The following is a 20,758-nucleotide window of genomic DNA, read 5'->3' on the forward strand; positions in this document are numbered from 1 at the left end:
CCACGCGCGATGTGGAGCGCGCAGGCGGAGATCCACTCGCTGCAGGCACAACTGGGCGACCAGCTGCACCAGACGGGTATGCTGGATGGCGTCTGGAGGCGATGCGCGTGAGCCTCGCGGCGCAGACAGGAACTGGATTCCTGCGACAGCAGGTGGTGCGTCCGGGCGCTGTCGCACGCCGCGATCTCATCGAAGTCAGCTGCGGCGGTTGAAAACCGGGCGTGAGGGCATGAGCAGGGCATACGCCGATGCCCAGAATGGTGTGTGCGGTAGTCCGGCATGACACGCCTTAATCTTCGCTTTCCAGCCAGGCTCGCAGTCGCGCGATTTCGAAAGCGCGCCGACGCTCCGGAACACCCCTGCGGGTTAGCCAGCGTTTCGAGGTCGAGTGCCAGGCATCGATGTCGAACCACGTCCAGTCGCCAACCTGGCGTTTGACTACCCGGGTGGTTTCCACGCCCGGTGTCTCGGACTCGACGAGCAGCATGACCCTCGCCTTTGCATTCGCGAAATTGTCTTTCTGCACGGAGAGCGCGAAAGGTGGCATTGCCCCGGGGGACGTCGTTTCGCGTCCGGCAGGGGGGCGGTCTTCCGGGTATTGCTTGGCCGGGTAGCTGTCGGCGTCTACTTGTTGCGGTGTCATGGCGGGAACGGGAGGGTCCGGCATGAGAAGCGTACCGCTCACCTGCCGCGCATGTTCTGCGAGACAGATGGTTCGATTGCGGAATATGTGAGGAAGATTTTAGCGTGTGTTTAAAGCGCTGAGCTCAAAGCGTGCACAATCCGGTAGTGACTCCTTTACCGTCGGGCGGCTGTTGGCGTTGGCGATGCCGACTGTGGTGTCGTAACCGTTTGCAGAGTATTTGTGTGGCCAAGATATTCATTAAGCGGAAAGAGGCAATCCGCCTTTTGATCAGGACGCGATCAACGATCCCGGACGGGGGGCGCGTCCCGCCAACCGATGGCGATAACGCCAAGGTTGCTGCTCTGGACAGGCTCCTGCTCGACGTTCGAGCCGGTCGAACCGACGAATTTCGTCTCGACGAAGATGGGCCACGCATCGTCATTACGAACTAGCTACGGAGATTGCGATGACGCCAGCAAACTGGCTTTCAGTTTTTACCCGGATGCGTGAAGTGCAGCAAGCCGGGGATATTGATCGGCTGTGCACAGATTTATCCGGGCTTCTTGTGCCCCTTCGGTGCATGACGACGAAGAGTGATTTGTCCCTATAACGGCCGATTATTCTTGCCACAGAACATGGAAATATCATCAGGCGTTAGCAAGCCCACTCTGAGGCGCTCTTCCTTTTTGCCGCAGACGCGTTCTGCTTTTTTGGGGCGATAAATTCAAAATCAGCTGCCATGCCTCATCGGGCACTACCAGATTTACTTCTGGAATGGAACAGGTTTCACTTCGTCGGACGCGTGAACCGCGCAGGGCTGCGTCTCTCCTTGCGGGCATTGCATGGACCCGACACATTGGCGTCCGGCGCTACGCGCTGCGGCTGGCCGCGCGGGACGCCGACGTCGCCCAGGCCGATCTCGTCGCTCACGTGCGCCGCGTCGCTCGCCGTCGCGGGGCTCGACGCGCGGCAGGGCGGGTTGTTCTGACTCTGGAGCCGCTGACGCGTTGAGGACCACAGGGGGGAAGGTTGAATGACGCACGGCCGGTTGAGCCAGGCGGATGTAGTCAATCCGGGCGGCCGCCCGGAGGGGATATGGCGGCTTCCCGTTAAAATATCTGGGAGATTGCGAACGCGCCGTGGGCGCTGGACGCCGAGCGCGGACGCAGCAACGAATATAAAGAGCCAGAGGCATGAGAGAAACATGAGTCGACGAATTTTAGGGGGCTGCACGGTGACACGCCCGATCGCCATACGCGCTGCGTCGGAGCCTCTCGGAACTGGACGCGCTGATGATTAACGGGGAAGTGGTCCAGATCGTCGAAATTCAGGCGCGCTCGGTTCAGGGGCGCACGCTCCCGTTCCGTTGCCGCGGCGCGGACGGTCGACTCTACTACGTGAAGGGGCGCGACGCTGGTCGCCAGAGTCTCATCGCCGAATGGCTGGCCTCCAGCCTGGCACTGGCATTTGGTCTGCCCGTTGCTGAATTCCGGATCGTTGAAATCCCGGAAGAAATGGAATGGCTTGGCTTACCTGACTTTCAGGACCTTGGGGTGGGTTATGCTTTCGGGTCGGTGATTGCTGACAGTGTCATCGACCTCCCATTTGGTTTTGTCGACCGTGTTCCGGATCAACTGCGCCGGGATGTCGCGGTGTTCGATTGGTGGGTCAAAAACGACGACCGCACGCTGACGAGCCTTGGTGGAAACGTGAACCTGCTGTGGCATGTGGTTCAGCAGGAGTTGATCGTAATCGACTACAATCTGGCGTTCGATGACACATTCGACCCCAGACAGTTCCTCGCTGGGCACGTTTTTGCGGCAGACTGGAACAGTGTGTACCAGGACTTCATTGCGCGGCCGGCCTACGAGACACGGATGCGCACCGCACTACGCCGGTTTGAAGAGGCGTGCGACAAAATGCCCGATGACTGGCTGGAGGTCGCACCTGGAGTCCCGGCACGTTTGACACCAGATAAGGTCAAACATGTATTGGATCGAGTCGATTTAGCAGATTTCTGGAACAAAACATGAAACACGCATGCAGATATGCCCTCGTGCGGTTCATGCCATACCCTGAAACAGGAGAGTTCGCCAACGTCGGGGTTGTGGTGATGAGCCCAACCGCACGCTTTTTTGGTTACAAGCTTCTTGACCGGGTAGGACGTATTACCGCGTTCTTTGATGAACTCGACGTCACCGTGTACAAGCGGGCGCGCGACACTTTCCGCAACGAACTTTTCCGTATCGGTCAGATGATTGAGCGTGCGTTCATCGGCGCGGTGAACGGCCCGAGCGCGGAGTTCGTCAACTTTGCGTTTGATGAGCTTTCTCGTCCTCGCGAAGCGATCATCTACGCCGATACGCCCCGCGGTGCGATCGTTGCAGATCCACGGATCGCGCTCGAGGAGTATTTCGACTATTACGTTGGGCGGTCGTTCGCGACCCCCGTCTATCAGGAACGGATGGTCGAGCAACGCGTGAGAGGAATTCTGAAGGCCGTCGACCTGCAGAAAGCCTATCAGACACGCGTCCTTGGTCTGGACATCCAGGCGAGGGTTCCGTTCGTCAAGGTTGACGAGACGGATCGCGCTGTTCGCCTGATCAAGCCGCTGGACCTTGATCGAAGCGATCCAACACGTCTCTACGATCACGGCTGGGAGTGGCTGGGCAAGATCAAGAAGTTGCGTCGTGACAAGCAGCTATACGGTGACGCGTTGTTTGTCGTCCGCCCGCCTGAAAGCCGGTTCGATGCAAGTGCAGCGGTTTACGCCGACGTTAAATCCGAACTTGAGCGTGCCGACATTCAGGTTGCCGAAGAAACGGAAGTCGAACGTATAAAACGATTTGCCGCTGAGGCAGAGCATTCCTGAGTGGTGGCCCTGCACCTTGCGGGGCTTTTTTTTCGTTCGCACGAAACGTTCATCACTCTCTCTCCGCGCCTAAGCCCGGACCCCGCCGTGCGCCTGACACCCACAATTGGCAAAGCTCGGCTTGCGGCGTTGGGTAAGCGGTAAGAGCCTCAGTTGGGCCGTTCGTCCATTCGCGTGCGCGTAAGGCAAGATGGTGACTGGAACTGCCAGTCAGGAAGAGGGATCTGGCGGACTGCCTGGTGTGTGCAGCTTGTCGGCCACACGCCAAGGCAGAAGTTCGTCGATGCGATTGATTGTAAGCGGTCCGTGAATCACACCTCTCAGTGGATCTGCCTTCCTATCGGGACGCGTTTGGCATGGTGATCGGTGCGGCTTAAGGCACTTTTCTGACAGCAAGCGAACCGGGACTGTGCGCCTGTCCTTGAATGACGCGCGCCATCTGGAATAATTCGTCTATACCCGATCACAAGAGGCGCAACTCGCCATGCAACGCACCCACATTCGCCAGCGCCCGATGCCGACCCGCCCAGCGGGAGGCACGCTGCCGCTCGGTTCCATTCTTGGCTCGGTCCAGATTCCGGGTGACGTTATTCGTCTATCGGACGAACTAGCCAACGAGTTCTACACCGCCGCTGACGAAAGTGAGTTCTGCGGCGATCAGGTCGAAACCTATGCAATTCCGTCTTGGGCCAGTCGCAATGGTGCCGTGTGGCTTCCGGATCTCACTGCGCTCGGTTACCGTCGCGCCGACAGCGACTACCGGGGCCGTGAGGAACTGCTCGTGGCAACGGCCGCCGCCGACATGCACACGGACGATGAGGGCTTGGTACTTATGGTGGTGCTGCACAACGACGGCCTGACCTTCCGGCAAGGCAGGGTTCGCCATAAACCGAAGGCTGGCGACTGGTTCATATTCGACGATCGCCTACCTCATGGCGTGGACGAAGCGCCCGACCGAGCATCGTTCCTCGGGTGGAACATTCCGATCGTGCCACTCTGATCGCCGCATAGCGCGCTACACCTGCCGGCGAGGGGCTTCCTCTGCAGTAGGCATATCCCATGGCATGAGTGCCGCGTACTCATCGGCAGTGGATGCGCGCGGTAACTTCGTGAACAACCAGACGAGATAGCGATACGGTTCGATGCCGTTCGCCTTGCAGGTCTCGACGAGGGAGTACAGGTTGGCGCTGGCCTGCGCACCGGCGACTGTATCGGAGAACAGCCAGCCCTTGCGGCCAACGACGAACGGCCGGATCGCGTTCTCGCACAGGTTGTTCGAGATCGGCCAGTTGCCGTTTTCGACGTAGCGGACCAGTTTGGGCCACTGTCCGCTCATATACTGCAATGTCTTGCCGAGCAAACTCGACGGCACCACGGTAGGCAGATTCCCGACCTGCATGCGCTCGATGATGGCGAGCACGCGAGCGCTGTACCGGGCGCGCAGTCGCTGCCGGCGTTCAGGCTTCCACTTCGCACTGCGCGCTTCGGCAGCGAACAGCTTGCCGATCAGCGCCACGAAGCGTGTCGCCAGCAAGTCTGGCGAGCGAGCCGCCTTCGGTACCGACTCTTCAGCCTTGATGAAGCCGCGGCGCACGTGTGCCCAGCATCCGAGATGCACGAGCTGGTGATCGTGGGCGATGCCGTTGTAGAGCTCATATCCGTCTGTAATCAGCACGGTGCCAGGCTGCACGCCGGCATAGAGCTTCTGCGCATGCTGGGCGCCGCGCCCCGGCGAGTACGAGAACATCCGCACAGGCGGCCCCGAGCCGTTGATCTGTGCCCAGAGGTAACTCTTCGCCTGCGGCCTTCGTCCCGGTTCCTTCAGCACTTGGAACGTCGTCTCGTCGCCGTAGATCAAGTCCGATTCGAGCAGCGCGTCGCGCATCAGGTTGATCACCGGCTGCGTGGCCAGTCCCACTCGCACTACACTGGCGGCCAGCGTGTTCGACGAGATGTCGCCGCCGAAGCGACGCAGCAGCGTGGCCTGGCGATACAGCGGCATTCCGTATTGGTACTTGCCGGTGATGATCCACACCAGCGCGGATTCCGTGAGTAGCCCGCGCGGGATGATCCGAGCCGGTGCCGGCGTGACCTTGATGCCAAGATCGCAGCATGGGCACGCGTACTTGATCCGCTGGTGCTGAACGACACGCACCTGCTCGGGAATCACGTCGAGCTGTTCGCTCGTTTCCACGCCGATCTCCACGAGGGCATGTCCGTCATGCGCGCAGAACCGTTCAGACTCGGGCAGCTCATGCCGCACGACCTCGCGCGGCAGGTTCGGATCGAGTGGTTTGCGCCCGCGCTTGCCGCGCGTGTGGGCGGCGACCGACGTGCCCAGCACGTCTTCGCGCGCCGGCACGTCGGCAGTCGTCGCCAATGCCTCGGCTTCGTTGAACAGGCCGAGCTGGTCAGCGTGGCGAGACTCGCTCGATGCACCGAACAGTTCGTGCTTGTAGGCCCGCAGTTTTTCTTCGGCCAGATCGCGTTGTGCTGTCACGAGCCGAAGCTCGCCGCGCAGCGCATCGCGCTCGGCGATCGCGACAATCAGCGCCTGATACTCTTCGGCGCTCAACATGACGGGAGCGTTCGGCATGGTCGGTTAGACTTGGCCGTGCGCCCGGTGTTCAGCTCATTCGCTCGTAATATCGCTGCGGATGCTTCTGGATCACGGCCAGGTCGATACCGTCGAGCAGCCAGTGCAGTTGCTCAACGCTGAGCGTGATCGTATCGCCCCCGTTCGGCCAGATGAAGCGGTCGGCCTCGAGTCGCTTGAGCAGCAACCAGAAACCGTTGCCGCCCCAGCCGAGAATCTTGATTCGATCGCGACGGCGGTTACCGAAGACGAACAACGCAGAGGTCATCGGGTTCAGGCGCATCGCCTGTTCGACCAGGATCGACAGCCCGTTGATGCCCATGCGGAAGTCAACCGGATCACGATGCAGGTAGACCTTCAGCGCTTCGTCGAGCCGGAACACGGCAACCTCCCCAGCATCTGGACGATTGCCGCCAATTCATCGAGGCTCGCTTCGCCGAGATCGAATTCGACGCCATTGGGTAGCCGCACATGTAACGTGATCGCCATGAGCAACTCAGTCGATCGCGGCGGTGACGGCTGCCGTGAGGCCGACATCACCGGCACAAATGCAGACGGCGACTCGGGTGATGGACAACGGGACGTTGGCCCTGGAATATCGATGGGTACGCCGTCGGCCACAGCCTCATCAGCCGATGGCTGCGCAAGTTGCCGTTGTTGATGGCTCGCGATCCATTTGCGCAACTGGTTCGGATTGACGTCGTGATCCATCGCCGTGCGAGCAATCGACACGCCAGGCCGCAAGCACAGCTCGACCAGTTCCTGCCGTGCTGCCTCGTCAAATTCACGTCGACCGTCTCGCTTGCGGCCGACTACGAGTCTGTTTCGAAGATTAGGTTGCTCTGTCATTGAGGTCTGAGTGCAGGTGTCCACGCGGACACCTAGCTTCTGACCTCCTGACCCTCATGGAAAGGGCGCTATTTATTGACCGCTTACCGTGATAAAGCGATTTCGTCTTCTTCATCGCTTCATTCTACTGCCACACCTCCAGCAACCTGACAGTGCCCGTGGTTGCGTTAGTCAACGACCCAGATGCCCGGATAACATCCGTGCTGAGGCGCCTTGGATCCATGTATCTCGAGCAACTGGAGGCTTTGCAGCAATGGCTCGATAAACTCGCTGCCGAGCTTGCTGAAGTCTTCAAACGCAATGAAGCTTGCCAGCGGCTTGCCACTGTCCCCGGTATCGGACCGGTAATCGCGACCGCGATCGTGAGCAGCGTCGGTGATCCGGCACAGTTCAAAAATGGTCGACAGTTTGCAGCTTGGTTGGGGCTGACGCCGATGCAAAGGTCCAGTGGCGGCAAAACCAAGCTTGGCGGCATCACAAAGCAAGGCGACACGTATCTCCGTACCCTCTTCGTACAGGGCGCCCGTGCGGTGATGCACTTCGTGAAACGCCACGATGATCGACACAGTCGCTGGATCAAGGCAGTCATGCAACGTCGCCACGTGAGCGTCGCGGCGATCGCTCTGGCGAACAAGACAGCACGTATCGCGTGGGCAATATTGACAAGCAATGATAGTTTCAGGGTGGCGTAACACCCAGCGAGCAGCAGAGTACGGTTTTATTTCTTTCACGATTGCGCAAGAAGCGGCAAGCATGGCGAACCGGTCGGACCGGCGCTTGCAGATCCTGATACATCCGACGGCTGCTGTACGAAGCCACAAGGCCGATGAGGAGCAAGCGCGCAAATTTCCATGATGGCTCGTGCGGCAGCAAGCACATTAAAAGCCGAATGTACGGACGCAGTCATGACCTTCAAAGTGCGAACCGATCTTGCTCATAGGCGGGAGTCCATGTACGAATGTAGAGCTGCAGCCCATCCTGTTCGTCAACACCTTGGAGACCTGGCGCAAAGGGGGCGTTCATGTAGACACTTTCAATGCGGTCTACGGCGCGAGAACTTCCTGCTGCTCGATATGGACGAGCACTTGCGCACGGTGGAGAGCTATTGGGGGCCGTTCGGGGTCGCGCCGCGCGTGCGGAGTACGTCGATCGAAGCCGTGCGCAGCCTTGTCGCGCTCGGCGAAGGCGTGACGATTCTCTCCGATCTCGTGTATCGGCCATGGTCGCTGGAGGGCAAGCGCATCAGCCGGCGCGATCTGAGCGTGGCCGTGCCGACGATGGACGTGGGTGCGGTGTGGTGCCGCGAGGTGCCGTTGAGCAAGCAGGTGCATGCGCTGCTCGATCTGTTCCGGTCGCGGAACTGGCCTGAGTCCTGATGCGCGGTGACGAGCGTTTACTCAGGATGACGAATCAAATCGATCGCGCGCTCCGGCAAGCGCGATTCCAATCTTTCCGACGGGGCGCAAGGGGCTTCGGACGAATGGCAAGAGCGTTATTTAGGAACCGTGCCCAGATAATGCTGGGCCGCGCGCATGACGTGGCGTTCCGCGAGCAGGGCGGCCAACGCCGCGTCGCCAGCCTGAACGGCGCGCAGAATGGCCGCGTGCTCTTCCCACGTGAGCCGGATTTCGTCTTCGGTCGCGTTCATGAACAGGCGGCGCGAGCGATCGCGCAGCGTGCGCATGAGGTCGGCCAGCATCGTGTTCGCGCCCGCTGCATAAAGCAGGTCGTGAAAGCGCGCGTTGAGGTCGAGCAGTTTCGCCGTGTCGCCCGAAGCCAGCTTCGCGTTGCCTTCCGCGAGCACTTCGGCGACCTTGGCGGCGAGTTCGGGCGTGCAATGTTCCGCGGCGAGCCGGGCGTTCAAGCCTTCGAGCGTGGCGCGGATCTGCACCATTTCGCGCGCGGATGCCGGGTCGAGCGACGCGACCACCGCGCCGTGGCGCGGCCGTACGTCGACAAGGCCTTCCGCCGCGAGCGCGCGCAGCGCCTCGCGTACCGGCACGCGCGACACGTTGAATTCCTCGGCGATGCGGCCTTCGATCAGGCGCGCGCCCGGCGCATAAGCGCCCGACGTGATCGACTCGCGAATACGGGCCGTGACCAGCTCGGACAGCTGGCGGTGAAGAATGGGATTGGAGTTGGACGGTTCGCGATCCGACGCCGTTGCTGAAAGGTCCGGCTGTGTGCTCATTGGGATTCCATGCGCGTCTGTGCATGGCCGGTCGGCCGTGCAAGCTTGATTGTCGAATTTTAGCGCATTCCCTGTTTTTGTAGACGATACACAAGCGCGGGTTGATCTCGCGCGGCAGCGTGTCACTCTGCCGCGCGAGACGCCGGATATAGGGCGGGATAGAGCAGGGTAGGGCGGCGGCTAGGCCGGGCGAGTGCGGCGCGCCGCCATTCGGCCCAGCAGCAATACGAGCGCCGCAGCGGCAATACAGATCAGCGTGTTGACCGCTGCGGCGCTGAGGCCGGGAATCCGCGTCAGCAGGGCTTGCAGCGCGGCGCTCGCGGTCGGGTCCGCCATCAGCAATTCGCCGGCGATCCAGCCGAGCAATGCTGCGCCAATGTATACAAGCGACGGAAAACGGTCGAGCAGCGTCAGGATGATCCGGCTGCCGAACGCAATTACCGGCGCGCCCACCGCGAGGCCGACGAACACCACGACGATCCGCGTCGCTTCGGGCAGCGGCTGCGCCACGGCGGCGGTCGCGAGCGCGTTGTCGAGGCTCATCGCGAGATCGGCCCAGACGATCGCCATGACGGCTTTCCAGAGCGCCGACGACGAACTCACCGCCGGGTCGTCGTCGCCGGGACGCACGAGCTGCGCGCCGATCCACATCAGCACCGCGGCGGCGATCACGTGCATGAACGGAATCGCCAGCAGCTTGCCGATCACGCCGATCAGCATGAGCCGCAAGACGATGCCGAGCGCCGTGCCCAGCAAAATACCGATGCGTTGCTGTTTCGGCGGCAGCGAGCGGCAGGCGAGCGCAATGGCGATGGCGTTGTCGCCGCCCAGCAGAACGTTGACGAACACGATCTGCAAGGCGGCCCAGCCCTCCTGCATCAGCGATGCAGGAATCAGCGTAGAAGTCATGGGCCGCGACCGTCTAGCTGATCGCGACCGCGACGAGCGTGGCGGCAATCAGCCCGCAGACCACCGGCACGAACAGTGCGCGCACGGCATCCAGCACCGGCACGCGCGCGAAGCCCGTGACGGCGATCAGCGACGACCACGCGACCAGCGTGCCGCCGCCGGTCCAGACCGCGCCCATCTGTCCGATCGCGGCGAGCGTGGAAGCGGGCATGTGCACCATCGGGGCGAGCGCGCCGGAGAGCGAACCGGTGAGCGGCAGGCCCGCGAAGCCGGAGCCGTCGATGCCGGTAATCATGCCCGTGAGCAGCACGCCGAGCGACACGAGCACGGGGCTGTGCGGAATGAACTGGCTGCACGACTGCACGAGTTCGAAGAGCAGCGAGGGCACGTGCGCGCCGGCTTCGATGCCGAGGATCGGGCCCGCCGTGCTGCTGTCGCCGACGAAGAAAAAGCCCGCGATCGGCAGCACCGCGCCCATCGCCTTGAACGCGAACACGAAGCCGTCGATGATGTGGCCCGCTGTGCGGTCGAGAAAGCCTTTGCGGCCGTACGACAGCGTCGTGAGCATCATCAGCACCGCCGCCATGCCGCCGATCAGCGATGCCGCGTCGCCGCCGCGAATCACCGATGCACCGACCAGTTCGGGACGCGTCATGATGACCACGACCGCGAGGAACGTGAGCGGCGTGACGATGGAGAACACGCGCGACCACATCTCGCGGCGTTGCAGCGGGTTCGCGCCGCCCATCGGCAGGGTCAGCGTGGCGGCGCCGCTGGCGGACATCGCCGGCACGCCGTCTTCGTCCTCATGCACGCCGCTGGTGCTGCGCGCGAGTTCGGCTTTCGCGAAGCTGCCCTGATGCGCTTCCGGCTGACCGAACAGACCGCTCTCGCCCGACGATTCCCATTCGGTCAGATTGCTCGCGCTAGGCTTGCGCACGTTCTTGCGCACCGTGAAGTACCAGCAGAGCCCGAGCGCGACGGCGCCCGCGATCACCGAAAGCAGCAGCGCCGTATTGGCGACCGATTGCATGTCGGTGCCGGCGGCTTTCGCGCTAATGCCGGGCGCGACCTTGATCACGTAATCGGACGACAGCGCCATGCCTTGACCCGCCACGGCGATGGCGACGGCCGCGCCGAGCGGCGAAAGGCCCGCGTAGATCGCGGCCGGAATCAGGATCGCGCCGACCAGCGGCACGGCCGGCGTCGGCCAGAAGAACAGCGAGATCAGATACGTGATTAGCGCGAGGATCGCGAAGGCCACGTGGCCGTTGATCATGATCTTGCGGAAGGGCTGGACCATGCGCACGTCGGCGCCGATTTCGCGCAGCCCGTTGAGCAGCGCGGTCATCAGCGCGATGACGAGAAAGATGTTGAACAGCTCGTGCGCGGCGGTCAGGCTGCCCATGAAAATGGCTTGCAGACCGGTGAGCACTTTGCCCGAAAAAGCGAACGCGACGGCGAAGGTCGCGAGGATGGCCGGAACGACGACGTTCGCGCGCCAGATCATCGTCACGACGATAGCCACTACCCCAACCAGATAACAAAAGTGGGCCGGCGTGAGGGCGGTTAGCGGATGCATGGGGGACCTCGGCTCAAATAATAAAAGGTGCGAAGAACGCGGTTTCCGGCCTGATTCTCCGCAGCGCATTCGAATGGGGATTGCCGGCAGAAGTCGATTGCCCACAGCGCCTATCGGAGGATTATACCAGGCCATAATTGCCTCAGGAATTCGGGTTCGGGATTTCACTGCGCTTATGCTGCGAGGCCGAGTTCGGGCAGCGGGATTTCCTTCTCGACGTAGTCGTAGTAAAGCGCCGTGGTGTACAGCAGACGCATCTGCGCACCGATCTCGCAGATCTTCAGGCAACGCTGCTGCAACTCGGGCGTGGTGGCGTTTTCCAGCACGATCTGGTAGCCGCGCTCGCCGTGGATTTCGTCCGAGACGATATGCAGGTCGAAGAATTCCACCTCTTCGTCCGTGAACTGGTACTGCTCGCGCAGCGTGGGCGTCTGCTTGCGGTAGATCGACGGCACCTGCGATTCCAGCCCGACCACCAGCGCGGCCACCGCCACCACCGGGTCTTCGCGCATCGCCACCGAATAGCACCACGCCTGCAGGCCGCGCGTGGTGGGCGACATGTTGTCGGGGTTGGTGACGCGCTCGCGCGTGGTGCCGCAGGCTTCGGCGAAACGGATCAGCAGGTCGGTGTGACGGTCGCCGCCAATTTCTTCCTCGTACATGTTGGCGAGGAGGAAGTCCTTGGCCTCGGTCATGTGGTCGGGCGTGCGGGCGTAGAGGTAGGCGAGATAGTCGGCGAAGGGGCCGACATAGTGATAGTGGTTTTCGGCCCAGCGTGCGAGATGCGCGCGGGAGAGCTTGCCGCTCGCCCAGGCGACGCTGAAGGGCGCCTTGTTGGCGCTCTTGCCCTTGATCGCTTCTTCGAGCGCGCTGCGGAATGCGTCGCGGTTCATGAGTTCGGCCATCTTCGTTTGCTCCTGATCCTTGGTGGGACGGTACTTTTGGGCCATGCCCCGAGCGAGGCGAGGCATGGCGATGCAGTTAATCGAGATCGATCGGCGCGATATCGGCCTTAGAGCGTTATCGCGGCGGCGTTAGAGCATTTAGAACGTGTGACGCAGACCGACGCCGGCCGACACCTGTTATTGGTGCTCGACGGGCTGATGAATTGCGTGACCTGCGCCACTTGTGCATCGCCCATGGCGCGCTGGAAGGTGGCGAAGGCGTAGAGATCGGTGCGTTTCGAGAGGCTGTAAGTGGCGGTCGCGTTGTACTGGATGTAGCGCGGGTCGCCATCGTTGGCATCGACCTTGCCGTCGGTGTACGTCACGCCGAGGCCTGCGGAAAGCGCGGGCGTGAAGTAGTAGACGCCATTGACTTCGTAGTTCATGAAGCTGACGTCCTGGTTTTCGAAGCCGTCCTTGTAGGTCGTGCTCGTGATGTCGCCGCCAAGCTTGATCGAGCCGAATCGATAGGCCGCGCCGCCGCCCATGGTGAGGAACGAGTGCGCCACCGTCACGAATTCGCCGTCGGCGGAATTGGCCGCTTTCCAGAAGGTGCCGGCGGAGCGGTCGCCCGGCTGGCGCGCGTAGGTCATCCCGAAGCCGACATAGAGCGGGCCGCTGTCGTAGCTGCCGCCCCAGCTCCACATGCTGTCCTTGCCGAAACTGCCCGCCTGGCCGCCGAAGCTGTACAGCGCGCTGCCCGTGAAGGCGCCGTAGGTCTTGGTGTATTTCACCGCGTTGTCCACGCGCACGCCGCGATTGGTCAAGTCCATGTCGCCTGGGTGTTCCATGTAGACGGACCAGTCGGCGGAGGTGAGGTGAGCGACGTAATCGACCATCGATTCGTACTGCCGGCCCAACGTGACTGCGCCCCAGCGATCGTTTTCGATGCCGACATACGCCTGGCGGCCGAACAGTAGACCGCCTTGGCCGAGCGAACCGTCGGTGACGTCGAAGCCGTTTTCGAGGCGGAAGATCGCCGACGTGCCGCCGCCGAGGTCTTCCTTGCCGAGCAGGCCGAAGCGGCTGCCGCGTGTGGTGCCGCTGCTCATCGCGACCGTGCTGCCGCCGCCCTGATTGTTCGTGTACTGAACGGATGCGTCGATCAGGCCGTAGAGCGTGACGCTTCCTTGTGCGTGCGCGCCGGCGGTGGCGCAAGAGAGTACCGTGCAATGCAGAACGTCTTCTTCATCCCGTTTATCCCTTTGAGGCAGAGTCGTCCTCGATGCTGGTGCGAGGTCGTCGTTATCATCGTGTATCCAGCAGAACAAAGTATTAGGTATACAAAAATATCGCCAACGATTTTTTTGACTTGGGTTTACCGAGGGATTCGAGCGGCTTGCAGGTTTTTATTGGGCGTGTTGAAGGGCGAAATGTCCGGAAATCGGCCTTTGTTGGCCACCGAGCGGAGGGATTTGCCGGTTTGCCGCCAGGGTAAACGCGTGCAAGTTTAAACTTGCAGCCATATTTACGTGTACATAGTATACAAATAGGCTTGATGCGTCGGCGATGAATACGGCTGCGATGGCAGCATCGGCACGCCGCAGGTTGTGCGGCCGACGCAACACTTTGCGCATTCGTGTGTTGTGGATGCGCATCGGTTCGCGAAAGAAAAAGCCGCCTTTTACTCCTTCCTACTCGTCATGATCAAGATTTACGGAATTCTCAAGTCGCGCGCCGTGCGACCCGTGTGGACCGCCGAAGAACTCGGCATTCCTTATGAACTCGTGCCGATGCACTACGCGGGCGACGAAGTGAAATCGGCGGCTTACCTTGCGCTCAATCCCAACGGGCAAGTGCCGACTTTGGTCGATGGCGATCTCGTGCTGTTCGAATCGCTTGCTATCGACCTGTATCTGGCGAAACAACATCGCGCTTTCGGCTTGTGGGGCGCCGACGACCACGAAGAGGCGCGCATTTTCCAGTGGACGTTGTGGGCCGCGACAGAAGCCGAACCGCTGGCGCGGCAATGGTTCCGGTATACCTCGTTCTTGCCGCAGGAATCGCGTATTCCGGCGTTGGCCGCCGCCGCGCTGGAAGGCTTGCGCGCGCGTTTCGCCGTGCTAGATCACGCGTTGCGCGACGCCGATTATCTTGTGGGCAATCGCTTCACGGTCGCGGATCTCAACGTGGCCGCGGTGTTGCAGCGCTTTGTGCAACTGGGCGGCGCGGATTATCCGAACGCGCTGGCGTGGCATCGGCGTTGTTTCGAGCGGCCAGCGGCGCAACGTGTATTTGGCGAACGTGGCTGAGCGAGTGTTTCGGCGTTGCGCGCAATGACGCGCGATAACGCGAAACGCTCGCTCGATCTTATTTGGTAATACAGAGTAAAAGGATAGACCATGTTTAGCGACATGAAATTCGGCACGCGAATCGCGCTGTCGTATGGCCTGCTGTTTGTGCTGATGGCGGGAACAATCGCGTTTGCCGTCGCACATCTGGATAGCCGAAGTCCCGAATTCGTCCGTATTTGCAGCGTGCTGGCGAGTGCCGGCGTGATCGCGGCGGTGGTGTGCGTGCTGTCGGTTGCGGCGCTCGCGCGTGGTATCGGCAAGCCGCTGGCGGACGCCGTCTATATTGCCGAAACGGTGGCTTCCGGCGATCTGAGCAAGGAATTTTCGGGTGGCAGCGGCGGCGAATTCGGCCGTCTGCTCGGCGCGCTTGCCGACATGGAAGACTCGCTCACCGATCTCGTCACGCGCATCAAGGAATCGACGGATACGATCGCCACCGCCTCCCAGCAAATCGACGCGGGCAATGGCGATCTCTCGCAACGCACGGAGCGCCAGGCGGCATCGCTGCAGCAAACGGCGGCGAGCATGGACCGCATTACCGCGACGGTGCGCGAAAGTGCGGAACGGGCACATGCGGCCAGCGAACGCGCCAACGACGCCTCGGCCATCGCGACGCGCGGCGGCGCCGTGGTCGAAAGCGTGGTGGGCACGATGGAGTCGATCAGCGCAAGCTCGGGCAAGATCGTCAACATCATTCAGGTGATCGAAGATATTGCGTTTCAAACCAATATTCTTGCGCTCAATGCCGCCGTGGAAGCCGCGCGTGCGGGCGAGCAGGGGCGCGGTTTCGCGGTGGTGGCGAGCGAAGTGCGCAGCCTCGCGCAGCGCAGCGCCGTGGCGGCGAAGGAAATTCGCGGCTTGATTGTCGAATCGGTCGAGCACGTGACGAGCGGTTCGCGACTCGTAGGCGAAGCGGGCGTGACGATGCACGAAATCATGCGCGCCGTGAACGAAGTCACGGCCTTGCTCGGTCAGATATCGGGTGCGTTGACGGAGCAAAGCACGAGCGTGGCGGAGGTGAATCAGGCGGTTGCGCAGATGGATTCGACCACGCAGCAGAACGCCGCGCTGGTGGAGCAGGCGGCGGCCGCTGCATCGTCGTTATCGCAGCAGATTTTGCAGCTTCAGCGTGCCGTGAATGCGTTCAAGATCGAGGACGATACGTTGCAGACGTCGGTTTTTTCATCGGCGAAAATGTCGGTTTGGGACGCCGTGCAAGCAAATCCGTTGCGCTGCTGAAAACTATATCGGCAAAAAAACGACCGGAATTTCTGAACTGAACCCCAAGAGTTGGACACAAATCCGACTCTTGGGGTTTTTCCATGGCGAAGTACGATGAGAAGTTCAAGCTCGAAGTAGTGAGGCGATACCGGGCAGGAGGTATCGGAGCCACAGCCCTGGCGCGGGAATATGGGGTTGCCCGCACGCTCGTGAAGCAATGGATTGCGGAATTCCAGTTGCATGGTCCAGCGGGGCTGCAACGCAAGGGACATACGCAGTACAGCGCGCAGTTCAAGCTCGAGGCGCTGGAGCGTATGCAAAGGGAGGATCTGTCGCGAACCCGGTTGCAGCGCATTCTGGGTATCAAGGATCCCGGTGCGATCGCCCGCTGGCAACGCCAGTATCATGAAGGCGGTTTCTCCGCATTGTTAGCGCGTCCGAAAGGGCGCCGACCAAAGATGACGACCTCACCGCCTGCCCCACCCACGCCGCCAGATGCCGAACCGGATAGCCGTACCCGTGAGCAATTGCTCAAGGAGAACGAGTACCTGCGCGCGGAGGTGGCCTACCTAAAAAAACTCGATGCCTTGATTCGGGCGGAGCAACGTCAGACGCGACGCGCAAAGCGCAAGTAGTGCTCGAATTAAGGCAAGACCATGCATTGTCGATCCTGCTGAACGTGGCGGGCCTGGCGCGCAGCACCTTCTACTACCAGCGGAAGGTACTTCGGGCGGGGGACCGTTACGCCGCACTCAAGCAACGCATCCAGGCAATCTACGCATACCACCGGGGCCGGTATGGCTATCGGCGAATTACGGCGGTCATCCAGCAGGCTGGAGAGCGGGTCAATCACAAACTGATCCGGCGCCTGATGGTTCAGCTCGGCCTGAAGTCGCTGGTGCGGCCAAAGAAGTACCGGTCCTGGCGCGGCGCGGTGGGCCGGGTTGCCCCAAACCTGCTCAACCGGCAATTCGAGGCACGGCGGCCTAACGAGAAGTGGGTCACGGATGTCACCGAGTTCAACGTGAAAGGCGCGAAGCTCTACCTGTCGCCGGTGATGGACCTGTATAACGGGGAAATCATCGCCTGGCAGAGCGCAGTGCGGCCCACCTTCGATCTGGCGGGGACATGCTCCGCAAAGCCTTCTCGCGTCTGGGCCGCGATGAGCGCCCTCAGCTGCATTCCGATCAGGGGTGGCAGTATCAGATGGATGCCTGGCGCAGGCTGCTGGATCAGCGCTCGATTCGCCAGAGCATGTCAGGCAAGGGAAACTGCCTGGACAATGCCGCGATGGAAAGCTTCTTCGCTACACTCAAGACAGAGTTCTTTTACCTGAACGAGTTCGATAGCATCGAACAGCTACAGGCTGAACTCAGGCACTACATCCACTACTACAACCACGAACGCATCAGGCTGAAACTCAAAGAGCTGAGTCCCGTGCAATACAGGACCCAGCCCTTGAAAATCTAGCCTCTTTGAACCGTCCAACTTCTGGGGTTCAGTTCATTTCCGGTCGTTTTTTATTTCGCATAATTTACGGAACGCTGCCGATGAAGTGAAGAATCTCACGCCCGAGATAGTCTTCGCCGGAATTGAAGTGCGCGACGATCGACGTGTGGTTGTGGCCGCGCATCTGAATCAGGCGAGGCGGCACGCCGCGATGGCGCAGCGCTTCGATAAAAAATTGCGCGCCGTATTCGTCGAGATAAGGATTCTCGAATTCGGCCACGGCGATCATCAGCGGCACAGCCGAACGCGCCACGTGACTGAGCGGCGAGCGCACCGCGTAGAGGCTTTCGTCGTCGCCGAAATAGGTGCGCACGGGCTTCGCGTTCGGGTTGCCGGGGCGCACGTCAGCGGCTACGCGCGCGCTGATCAGCACCAGTCCGGCGACGGGCGGCGGCGGGCTCGCCTCGGTCACGGCGGGATCGAACAAACACGTGGCCGTATGTGCGCCGCCTGCCGAATGGCCGATCACGAACACGCGCTGCGGATCGATCTGGAAGCGCTGTGCGTTCTGGTGGAGGAAGTTCAGCGCGTCGGTGACGTCGTGTGCGCCGCCCGGATACGGCGCGATATCTGCAAGCCGGTATTCGACGTTGATGGCAACGAGTCCTTGCGTGGCGAACCAGTAGCAAACGTTGTCGTAAATCTGCCCGTTGACGCTCTTGTTGCCGCGCACGAATGCGCCGCCGTGCACGAACACGATGGCGTCGAGCGGCTTGTCCTGCGCCGCCGCGTTAGGCGGCAAAAACACATCGAGCACATGCCGTTCGTGCGGGCCGTAGCTCACATCGCGCTCCACCGCGATGCCGTCCTTGGGCGTGGCAGCCACGAGCGGCGTGTAGCAGTCGATCACCGTTTTCCGGTTGCCGACGATGTCTTGCCCCCAGCGCGGCCCGATGTCGAGCAACAGGCGGCGTTGATCTTCGGGCAAAGAACCCAGCGGCTCGTAACTGGCGTGCGGATTCACCATGACACGCTCACGTCACCGTTGACGAAGGTCTGACACGCCATGCGATAGCCGGCTTCGAGATCGGCGGCGCTCAGATGGCGCTTTTCTTTTTCCTTCACGGCGTCGGTGTGTTCGATGCCTTGTTCGACCTTGCATTTGCAGGTGCCGCACAGGCCGCCGCCGCATTTGAAGGGAATGCCGCCTTTTTCGCGCAGCGAGACGCGCAGCAGATTGCTATTGGGCGGCGCGCTGACGCACTTGCTGTCGTTGCTGAGGAAAGTAATCTGGATCATGCGTGAGACCTGTTCTGGCTGAAGGCGTGAATCGGTGGATCGGCGTTGCGGTTCTAAAGGCCTTTCAGGAGGCCAGCGCCGTGGGGCGCGGTTGCAGCGCGGCGTCCTGATCGCGCGCGCCCACGAGTATTTGCAGCGCTGCGAACGCCGCATCGCGGTTGGCGAATTTTTCGAGGAAACGCGTGGGCATGTCGTTGACGGAGCCGCCTTCCGATTCGTCGATCACGCGAATGCGCGCTTCGCCGTACAGCTCGGCGATCACGAAGGTCGCGAGATGGCGTCCGCAATACACGTAGTCCCACGTTTCGGCGGGCGCGAGCTTGCCGAAAGGTTCCGTGCGGTACTGGCCCGGCTTGCTCGTGAGAATCACGTAGGTGATCGGCGCAATGGTCTGGGTACTTGCGCTGGCGCTCATGCCGCCTCCGCGTCGATCTGTTCGAGTTCGATGTCGTGCTCGATCCAGAGTTGGCACGCGAGGCGATAGCCCTGTTCGAGGCGTTCGCCGAGCTGTTTCTTTTCCTTCCAGTTGGGCGCGGGCAGATGTTCGCCGCCTGCGCGAATCACGCACGCGCACTTGGAGCACTTGCCCATGCCGCACTCGTAACGCAGATGCGGAAACGGAAACTGCTTGATGCCGGCGCGGACCACCAGATTGGTGTTTTTCTTGACCTCGCCCTGCCAGGTTTCGCCGTTTTTGTGAAATGTGACCGTCGGCATTGCCGCTTTCCTCTCCATCGGTAGACCGGATCGCGCGAGGTGTCGCACGCGTTGTTCGCCCGATTGTATCGAGCTTCAAGAATATTGTATACGTAATTCAAATTCCGCAAATGAAGCTTTTGCTTGCGTGCTGTCGCGGATCTCTAACGTCTGAAATGGCTTGTTTATTGCTGCGATTAGGCTGGTTGGGCGAAATGGAGCCGCGAAAGAGGAGACTCGCGGCAAGTTTCTAAGCAGGGTTCGCGATAAGTATGTATACAGTATCCATTAACTGCGCTATTCTAAGCCGACTGTCTGCTTTTCGGGCGTCTCGCCTTGCAACAGTCGATGTCGTTCCCACCAAGATCAGGAGCAAACGAAGATGGCCGAACTCATGAACCGCGACGCATTCCGCAGCGCGCTCGAAGAAGCGATCAAGGGCAAGAGCGCCAACAAGGCGCCCTTCAGCGTCGCCTGGGCGAGCGGCAAGCTCTCCCGCGCGCATCTCGCACGCTGGGCCGAAAACCACTATCACTATGTCGGCCCCTTCGCCGACTATCTCGCCTACCTCTACGCCCGCACGCCCGACCACATGACCGAGGCCAAGGACTTCCTCCTCGCCAACATGTACGAGGAAGAAATTGGCGGCGACCGTCACACCGACCTGCTGATCCGTTTCGCCGAAGCCTGCGGCACCACGCGCGAGCGCGTCACCAACCCCGACAACATGTCGCCCACCACGCGCGGCCTGCAGGCGTGGTGCTATTCGGTGGCGATGCGCGAAGACCCGGTGGTGGCGGTGGCCGCGCTGGTGGTCGGGCTGGAATCGCAGGTGCCGTCGATCTACCGCAAGCAGACGCCCACGCTGCGCGAGCAGTACCAGTTCACGGACGAAGAGGTGGAATTCTTCGACCTGCATATCGTCTCGGACGAAATCCACGGCGAGCGCGGCTACCAGATCGTGCTGGAAAACGCCACCACGCCCGAGTTGCAGCAGCGTTGCCTGAAGATCTGCGAGATCGGTGCGCAGATGCGTCTGCTGTACACCACGGCGCTTTACTACGACTACGTCGAGAAGGAAATCCCGCTGCCCGAACTCGGCCTCGCAGCATAAGCGGTCAAGCGTAATCATCAGGAATCCTTGAGGTTATAGAGGCCGGAAACTAGCGCTGGCCGTTCCGCACAATCGATGGCGATAGATTCGTCATCGATTGGCATAACTAATCAATAA

At 61.2% G+C, this 20,758-nt stretch carries 19 protein-coding genes and 4 pseudogenes; 10 read left to right on the forward strand and 13 right to left on the reverse strand.

What is annotated here, in order from left to right; all coding sequences use genetic code 11:
* Window positions 1-289: 289 nt before the first annotated feature.
* Window positions 290-643, reverse strand: coding sequence for a hypothetical protein (locus tag G5S35_RS37795; RefSeq protein WP_124263369.1), 354 nt, complete (start codon window positions 641-643; stop codon window positions 290-292).
* A gap of 224 nt (window positions 644-867) precedes the next feature.
* Between G5S35_RS37795 and G5S35_RS40215 the strand changes: the two genes are divergently transcribed.
* The 4 genes from G5S35_RS40215 to G5S35_RS37810 all read left to right on the forward strand — a co-directional run bounded on the left by G5S35_RS40215 (window position 868) and on the right by G5S35_RS37810 (window position 4,497).
* The gene (locus G5S35_RS40215) at window positions 868-1,077 is read left to right on the forward strand and encodes a hypothetical protein (RefSeq protein WP_074987674.1); all 210 of its coding nucleotides are present in this window, start codon (window positions 868-870) and stop codon (window positions 1,075-1,077) included.
* A gap of 840 nt (window positions 1,078-1,917) precedes the next feature.
* Window positions 1,918-2,658, forward strand: coding sequence for a HipA family kinase (locus G5S35_RS37800; protein WP_074987647.1), 741 nt, complete (start codon window positions 1,918-1,920; stop codon window positions 2,656-2,658).
* The gene (locus tag G5S35_RS37805) at window positions 2,655-3,497 is read left to right on the forward strand and encodes a DUF3037 domain-containing protein (RefSeq protein ID WP_074987646.1); all 843 of its coding nucleotides are present in this window, start codon (window positions 2,655-2,657) and stop codon (window positions 3,495-3,497) included. Before G5S35_RS37800 ends, G5S35_RS37805 begins: the two co-directional genes overlap by 4 nt.
* Before the next feature lie 484 nt (window positions 3,498-3,981).
* Entirely contained in the window at window positions 3,982-4,497 is a 516-nt protein-coding gene (locus G5S35_RS37810; RefSeq protein WP_074987645.1) for a hypothetical protein, read from the forward strand.
* Between the two features lie 15 nt (window positions 4,498-4,512).
* Here G5S35_RS37810 and tnpC read toward each other — a convergent pair whose 3' ends face one another.
* Genes tnpC through G5S35_RS37825 form a run of 3 tightly spaced genes read right to left on the reverse strand, consistent with a single transcriptional unit; the run spans window position 4,513 to window position 6,942 of the window.
* The gene (tnpC, locus tag G5S35_RS37815; RefSeq protein ID WP_183040836.1) at window positions 4,513-6,093 is read right to left on the reverse strand and encodes an IS66 family transposase; all 1,581 of its coding nucleotides are present in this window, start codon (window positions 6,091-6,093) and stop codon (window positions 4,513-4,515) included.
* A 31-nt stretch (window positions 6,094-6,124) separates the two neighbouring features.
* Complete coding sequence (gene tnpB / locus G5S35_RS37820; protein WP_074987642.1) at window positions 6,125-6,475, reverse strand: IS66 family insertion sequence element accessory protein TnpB; 351 nt, start codon at window positions 6,473-6,475, stop codon at window positions 6,125-6,127.
* Window positions 6,451-6,942: a transposase gene (locus G5S35_RS37825; RefSeq protein ID WP_183040837.1), complete on the reverse strand. Its 492-nt coding sequence runs from the start codon at window positions 6,940-6,942 to the stop codon at window positions 6,451-6,453. The genes tnpB and G5S35_RS37825 overlap by 25 nt, the downstream gene beginning before the upstream one ends.
* Before the next feature lie 158 nt (window positions 6,943-7,100).
* Between G5S35_RS37825 and G5S35_RS37830 the strand changes: the two are divergent.
* Together G5S35_RS37830 and G5S35_RS39875 are read left to right on the forward strand one after the other, a co-directional pair.
* A pseudogene (locus G5S35_RS37830) lies at window positions 7,101-7,634 on the forward strand (IS110 family RNA-guided transposase); the annotation flags it as partial.
* A gap of 357 nt (window positions 7,635-7,991) precedes the next feature.
* Window positions 7,992-8,318 (forward strand): annotated as a pseudogene (locus G5S35_RS39875) (LysR substrate-binding domain-containing protein); the annotation flags it as partial.
* A 116-nt stretch (window positions 8,319-8,434) separates the two neighbouring features.
* Here the strand turns inward: G5S35_RS39875 and G5S35_RS37840 are convergent.
* The 5 genes and pseudogenes from G5S35_RS37840 to G5S35_RS37860 form a co-directional block, all read right to left on the reverse strand.
* Window positions 8,435-9,133: a GntR family transcriptional regulator gene (locus G5S35_RS37840; protein WP_074987912.1), complete on the reverse strand. Its 699-nt coding sequence runs from the start codon at window positions 9,131-9,133 to the stop codon at window positions 8,435-8,437.
* 180 nt (window positions 9,134-9,313) lie between these two features.
* Window positions 9,314-10,042 carry a YjbE family putative metal transport protein gene (locus G5S35_RS37845; protein ID WP_080180398.1) on the reverse strand — a complete coding sequence of 243 codons (729 nt, stop codon included), beginning with the start codon at window positions 10,040-10,042 and terminating at the stop codon, window positions 9,314-9,316.
* 13 nt (window positions 10,043-10,055) lie between these two features.
* Window positions 10,056-11,624, reverse strand: a complete 1,569-nt coding sequence (locus G5S35_RS37850) for a hypothetical protein (RefSeq protein ID WP_074987914.1) — start codon at window positions 11,622-11,624, stop codon at window positions 10,056-10,058.
* 173 nt (window positions 11,625-11,797) lie between these two features.
* The gene (locus G5S35_RS37855) at window positions 11,798-12,529 is read right to left on the reverse strand and encodes an iron-containing redox enzyme family protein (protein ID WP_074987294.1); all 732 of its coding nucleotides are present in this window, start codon (window positions 12,527-12,529) and stop codon (window positions 11,798-11,800) included.
* A gap of 138 nt (window positions 12,530-12,667) precedes the next feature.
* A pseudogene (locus G5S35_RS37860) lies at window positions 12,668-13,760 on the reverse strand (porin).
* Between the two features lie 451 nt (window positions 13,761-14,211).
* Between G5S35_RS37860 and G5S35_RS37865 the strand changes: the two are divergent.
* The 3 genes and pseudogenes from G5S35_RS37865 to G5S35_RS37875 all read left to right on the forward strand — a co-directional run bounded on the left by G5S35_RS37865 (window position 14,212) and on the right by G5S35_RS37875 (window position 17,553).
* Entirely contained in the window at window positions 14,212-14,820 is a 609-nt protein-coding gene (locus tag G5S35_RS37865; RefSeq protein WP_074987900.1) for a glutathione S-transferase family protein, read from the forward strand.
* Between the two features lie 90 nt (window positions 14,821-14,910).
* Window positions 14,911-16,101 (forward strand): methyl-accepting chemotaxis protein, encoded by a 1,191-nt coding sequence (locus G5S35_RS37870; protein ID WP_080180395.1) that lies wholly within the window; start codon window positions 14,911-14,913, stop codon window positions 16,099-16,101.
* An 83-nt stretch (window positions 16,102-16,184) separates the two neighbouring features.
* Window positions 16,185-17,553: pseudogene (locus G5S35_RS37875) on the forward strand (IS3 family transposase).
* Window positions 17,554-17,617: 64 nt separating this feature from the next.
* On the opposite strand, the gene G5S35_RS37880 reads toward G5S35_RS37875, so the two are convergent.
* The 4 genes from G5S35_RS37880 to G5S35_RS37895 form a co-directional block, all read right to left on the reverse strand.
* Window positions 17,618-18,559, reverse strand: a complete 942-nt coding sequence (locus tag G5S35_RS37880) for an alpha/beta hydrolase (protein WP_074987897.1) — start codon at window positions 18,557-18,559, stop codon at window positions 17,618-17,620.
* A complete protein-coding gene (locus G5S35_RS37885) occupies window positions 18,553-18,831 on the reverse strand; it encodes a 2Fe-2S iron-sulfur cluster-binding protein (RefSeq protein ID WP_074987896.1) in 279 nt (92 codons plus the stop codon). The genes G5S35_RS37880 and G5S35_RS37885 overlap by 7 nt, the downstream gene beginning before the upstream one ends.
* A 64-nt stretch (window positions 18,832-18,895) precedes the next feature.
* Complete coding sequence (locus G5S35_RS37890) at window positions 18,896-19,246, reverse strand: hypothetical protein (protein ID WP_074987895.1); 351 nt, start codon at window positions 19,244-19,246, stop codon at window positions 18,896-18,898.
* Window positions 19,243-19,548 carry a 2Fe-2S iron-sulfur cluster-binding protein gene (locus tag G5S35_RS37895; RefSeq protein WP_074987894.1) on the reverse strand — a complete coding sequence of 102 codons (306 nt, stop codon included), beginning with the start codon at window positions 19,546-19,548 and terminating at the stop codon, window positions 19,243-19,245. Before G5S35_RS37895 ends, G5S35_RS37890 begins: the two co-directional genes overlap by 4 nt.
* 361 nt (window positions 19,549-19,909) lie before the next feature.
* On the opposite strand from G5S35_RS37895, the gene G5S35_RS37900 reads away from it, so the two are divergent.
* Window positions 19,910-20,641: an iron-containing redox enzyme family protein gene (locus G5S35_RS37900; protein ID WP_074987294.1), complete on the forward strand. Its 732-nt coding sequence runs from the start codon at window positions 19,910-19,912 to the stop codon at window positions 20,639-20,641.
* Window positions 20,642-20,758: the final 117 nt, after the last annotated feature.

It is taken from the genome of Paraburkholderia tropica (assembly GCF_014171495.1).
Taxonomy (GTDB): domain Bacteria; phylum Pseudomonadota; class Gammaproteobacteria; order Burkholderiales; family Burkholderiaceae; genus Paraburkholderia; species Paraburkholderia tropica.

Coding starts and splice junctions, on each gene's coding strand:
- G5S35_RS37880 (WP_074987897.1), bottom strand. CDS start 18,559: ATGGTGAATCCGCACGCCAGTTACGAGCCGCTGGGTTCTTTGCCCGAA.
- G5S35_RS37865 (WP_074987900.1), top strand. CDS start 14,212: ATGATCAAGATTTACGGAATTCTCAAGTCGCGCGCCGTGCGACCCGTG.
- tnpC (WP_183040836.1), bottom strand. CDS start 6,093: ATGCCGAACGCTCCCGTCATGTTGAGCGCCGAAGAGTATCAGGCGCTG.
- G5S35_RS37870 (WP_080180395.1), top strand. CDS start 14,911: ATGTTTAGCGACATGAAATTCGGCACGCGAATCGCGCTGTCGTATGGC.
- G5S35_RS37840 (WP_074987912.1), bottom strand. CDS start 9,133: ATGAGCACACAGCCGGACCTTTCAGCAACGGCGTCGGATCGCGAACCG.
- G5S35_RS37805 (WP_074987646.1), top strand. CDS start 2,655: ATGAAACACGCATGCAGATATGCCCTCGTGCGGTTCATGCCATACCCT.
- G5S35_RS37885 (WP_074987896.1), bottom strand. CDS start 18,831: ATGATCCAGATTACTTTCCTCAGCAACGACAGCAAGTGCGTCAGCGCG.
- G5S35_RS37800 (WP_074987647.1), top strand. CDS start 1,918: ATGATTAACGGGGAAGTGGTCCAGATCGTCGAAATTCAGGCGCGCTCG.
- G5S35_RS37855 (WP_074987294.1), bottom strand. CDS start 12,529: ATGGCCGAACTCATGAACCGCGACGCATTCCGCAGCGCGCTCGAAGAA.
- G5S35_RS37810 (WP_074987645.1), top strand. CDS start 3,982: ATGCAACGCACCCACATTCGCCAGCGCCCGATGCCGACCCGCCCAGCG.
- G5S35_RS37825 (WP_183040837.1), bottom strand. CDS start 6,942: ATGACAGAGCAACCTAATCTTCGAAACAGACTCGTAGTCGGCCGCAAG.
- G5S35_RS37900 (WP_074987294.1), top strand. CDS start 19,910: ATGGCCGAACTCATGAACCGCGACGCATTCCGCAGCGCGCTCGAAGAA.
- G5S35_RS37845 (WP_080180398.1), bottom strand. CDS start 10,042: ATGACTTCTACGCTGATTCCTGCATCGCTGATGCAGGAGGGCTGGGCC.
- G5S35_RS37890 (WP_074987895.1), bottom strand. CDS start 19,246: ATGAGCGCCAGCGCAAGTACCCAGACCATTGCGCCGATCACCTACGTG.
- G5S35_RS37895 (WP_074987894.1), bottom strand. CDS start 19,548: ATGCCGACGGTCACATTTCACAAAAACGGCGAAACCTGGCAGGGCGAG.
- G5S35_RS37795 (WP_124263369.1), bottom strand. CDS start 643: ATGACACCGCAACAAGTAGACGCCGACAGCTACCCGGCCAAGCAATAC.
- G5S35_RS37850 (WP_074987914.1), bottom strand. CDS start 11,624: ATGCATCCGCTAACCGCCCTCACGCCGGCCCACTTTTGTTATCTGGTT.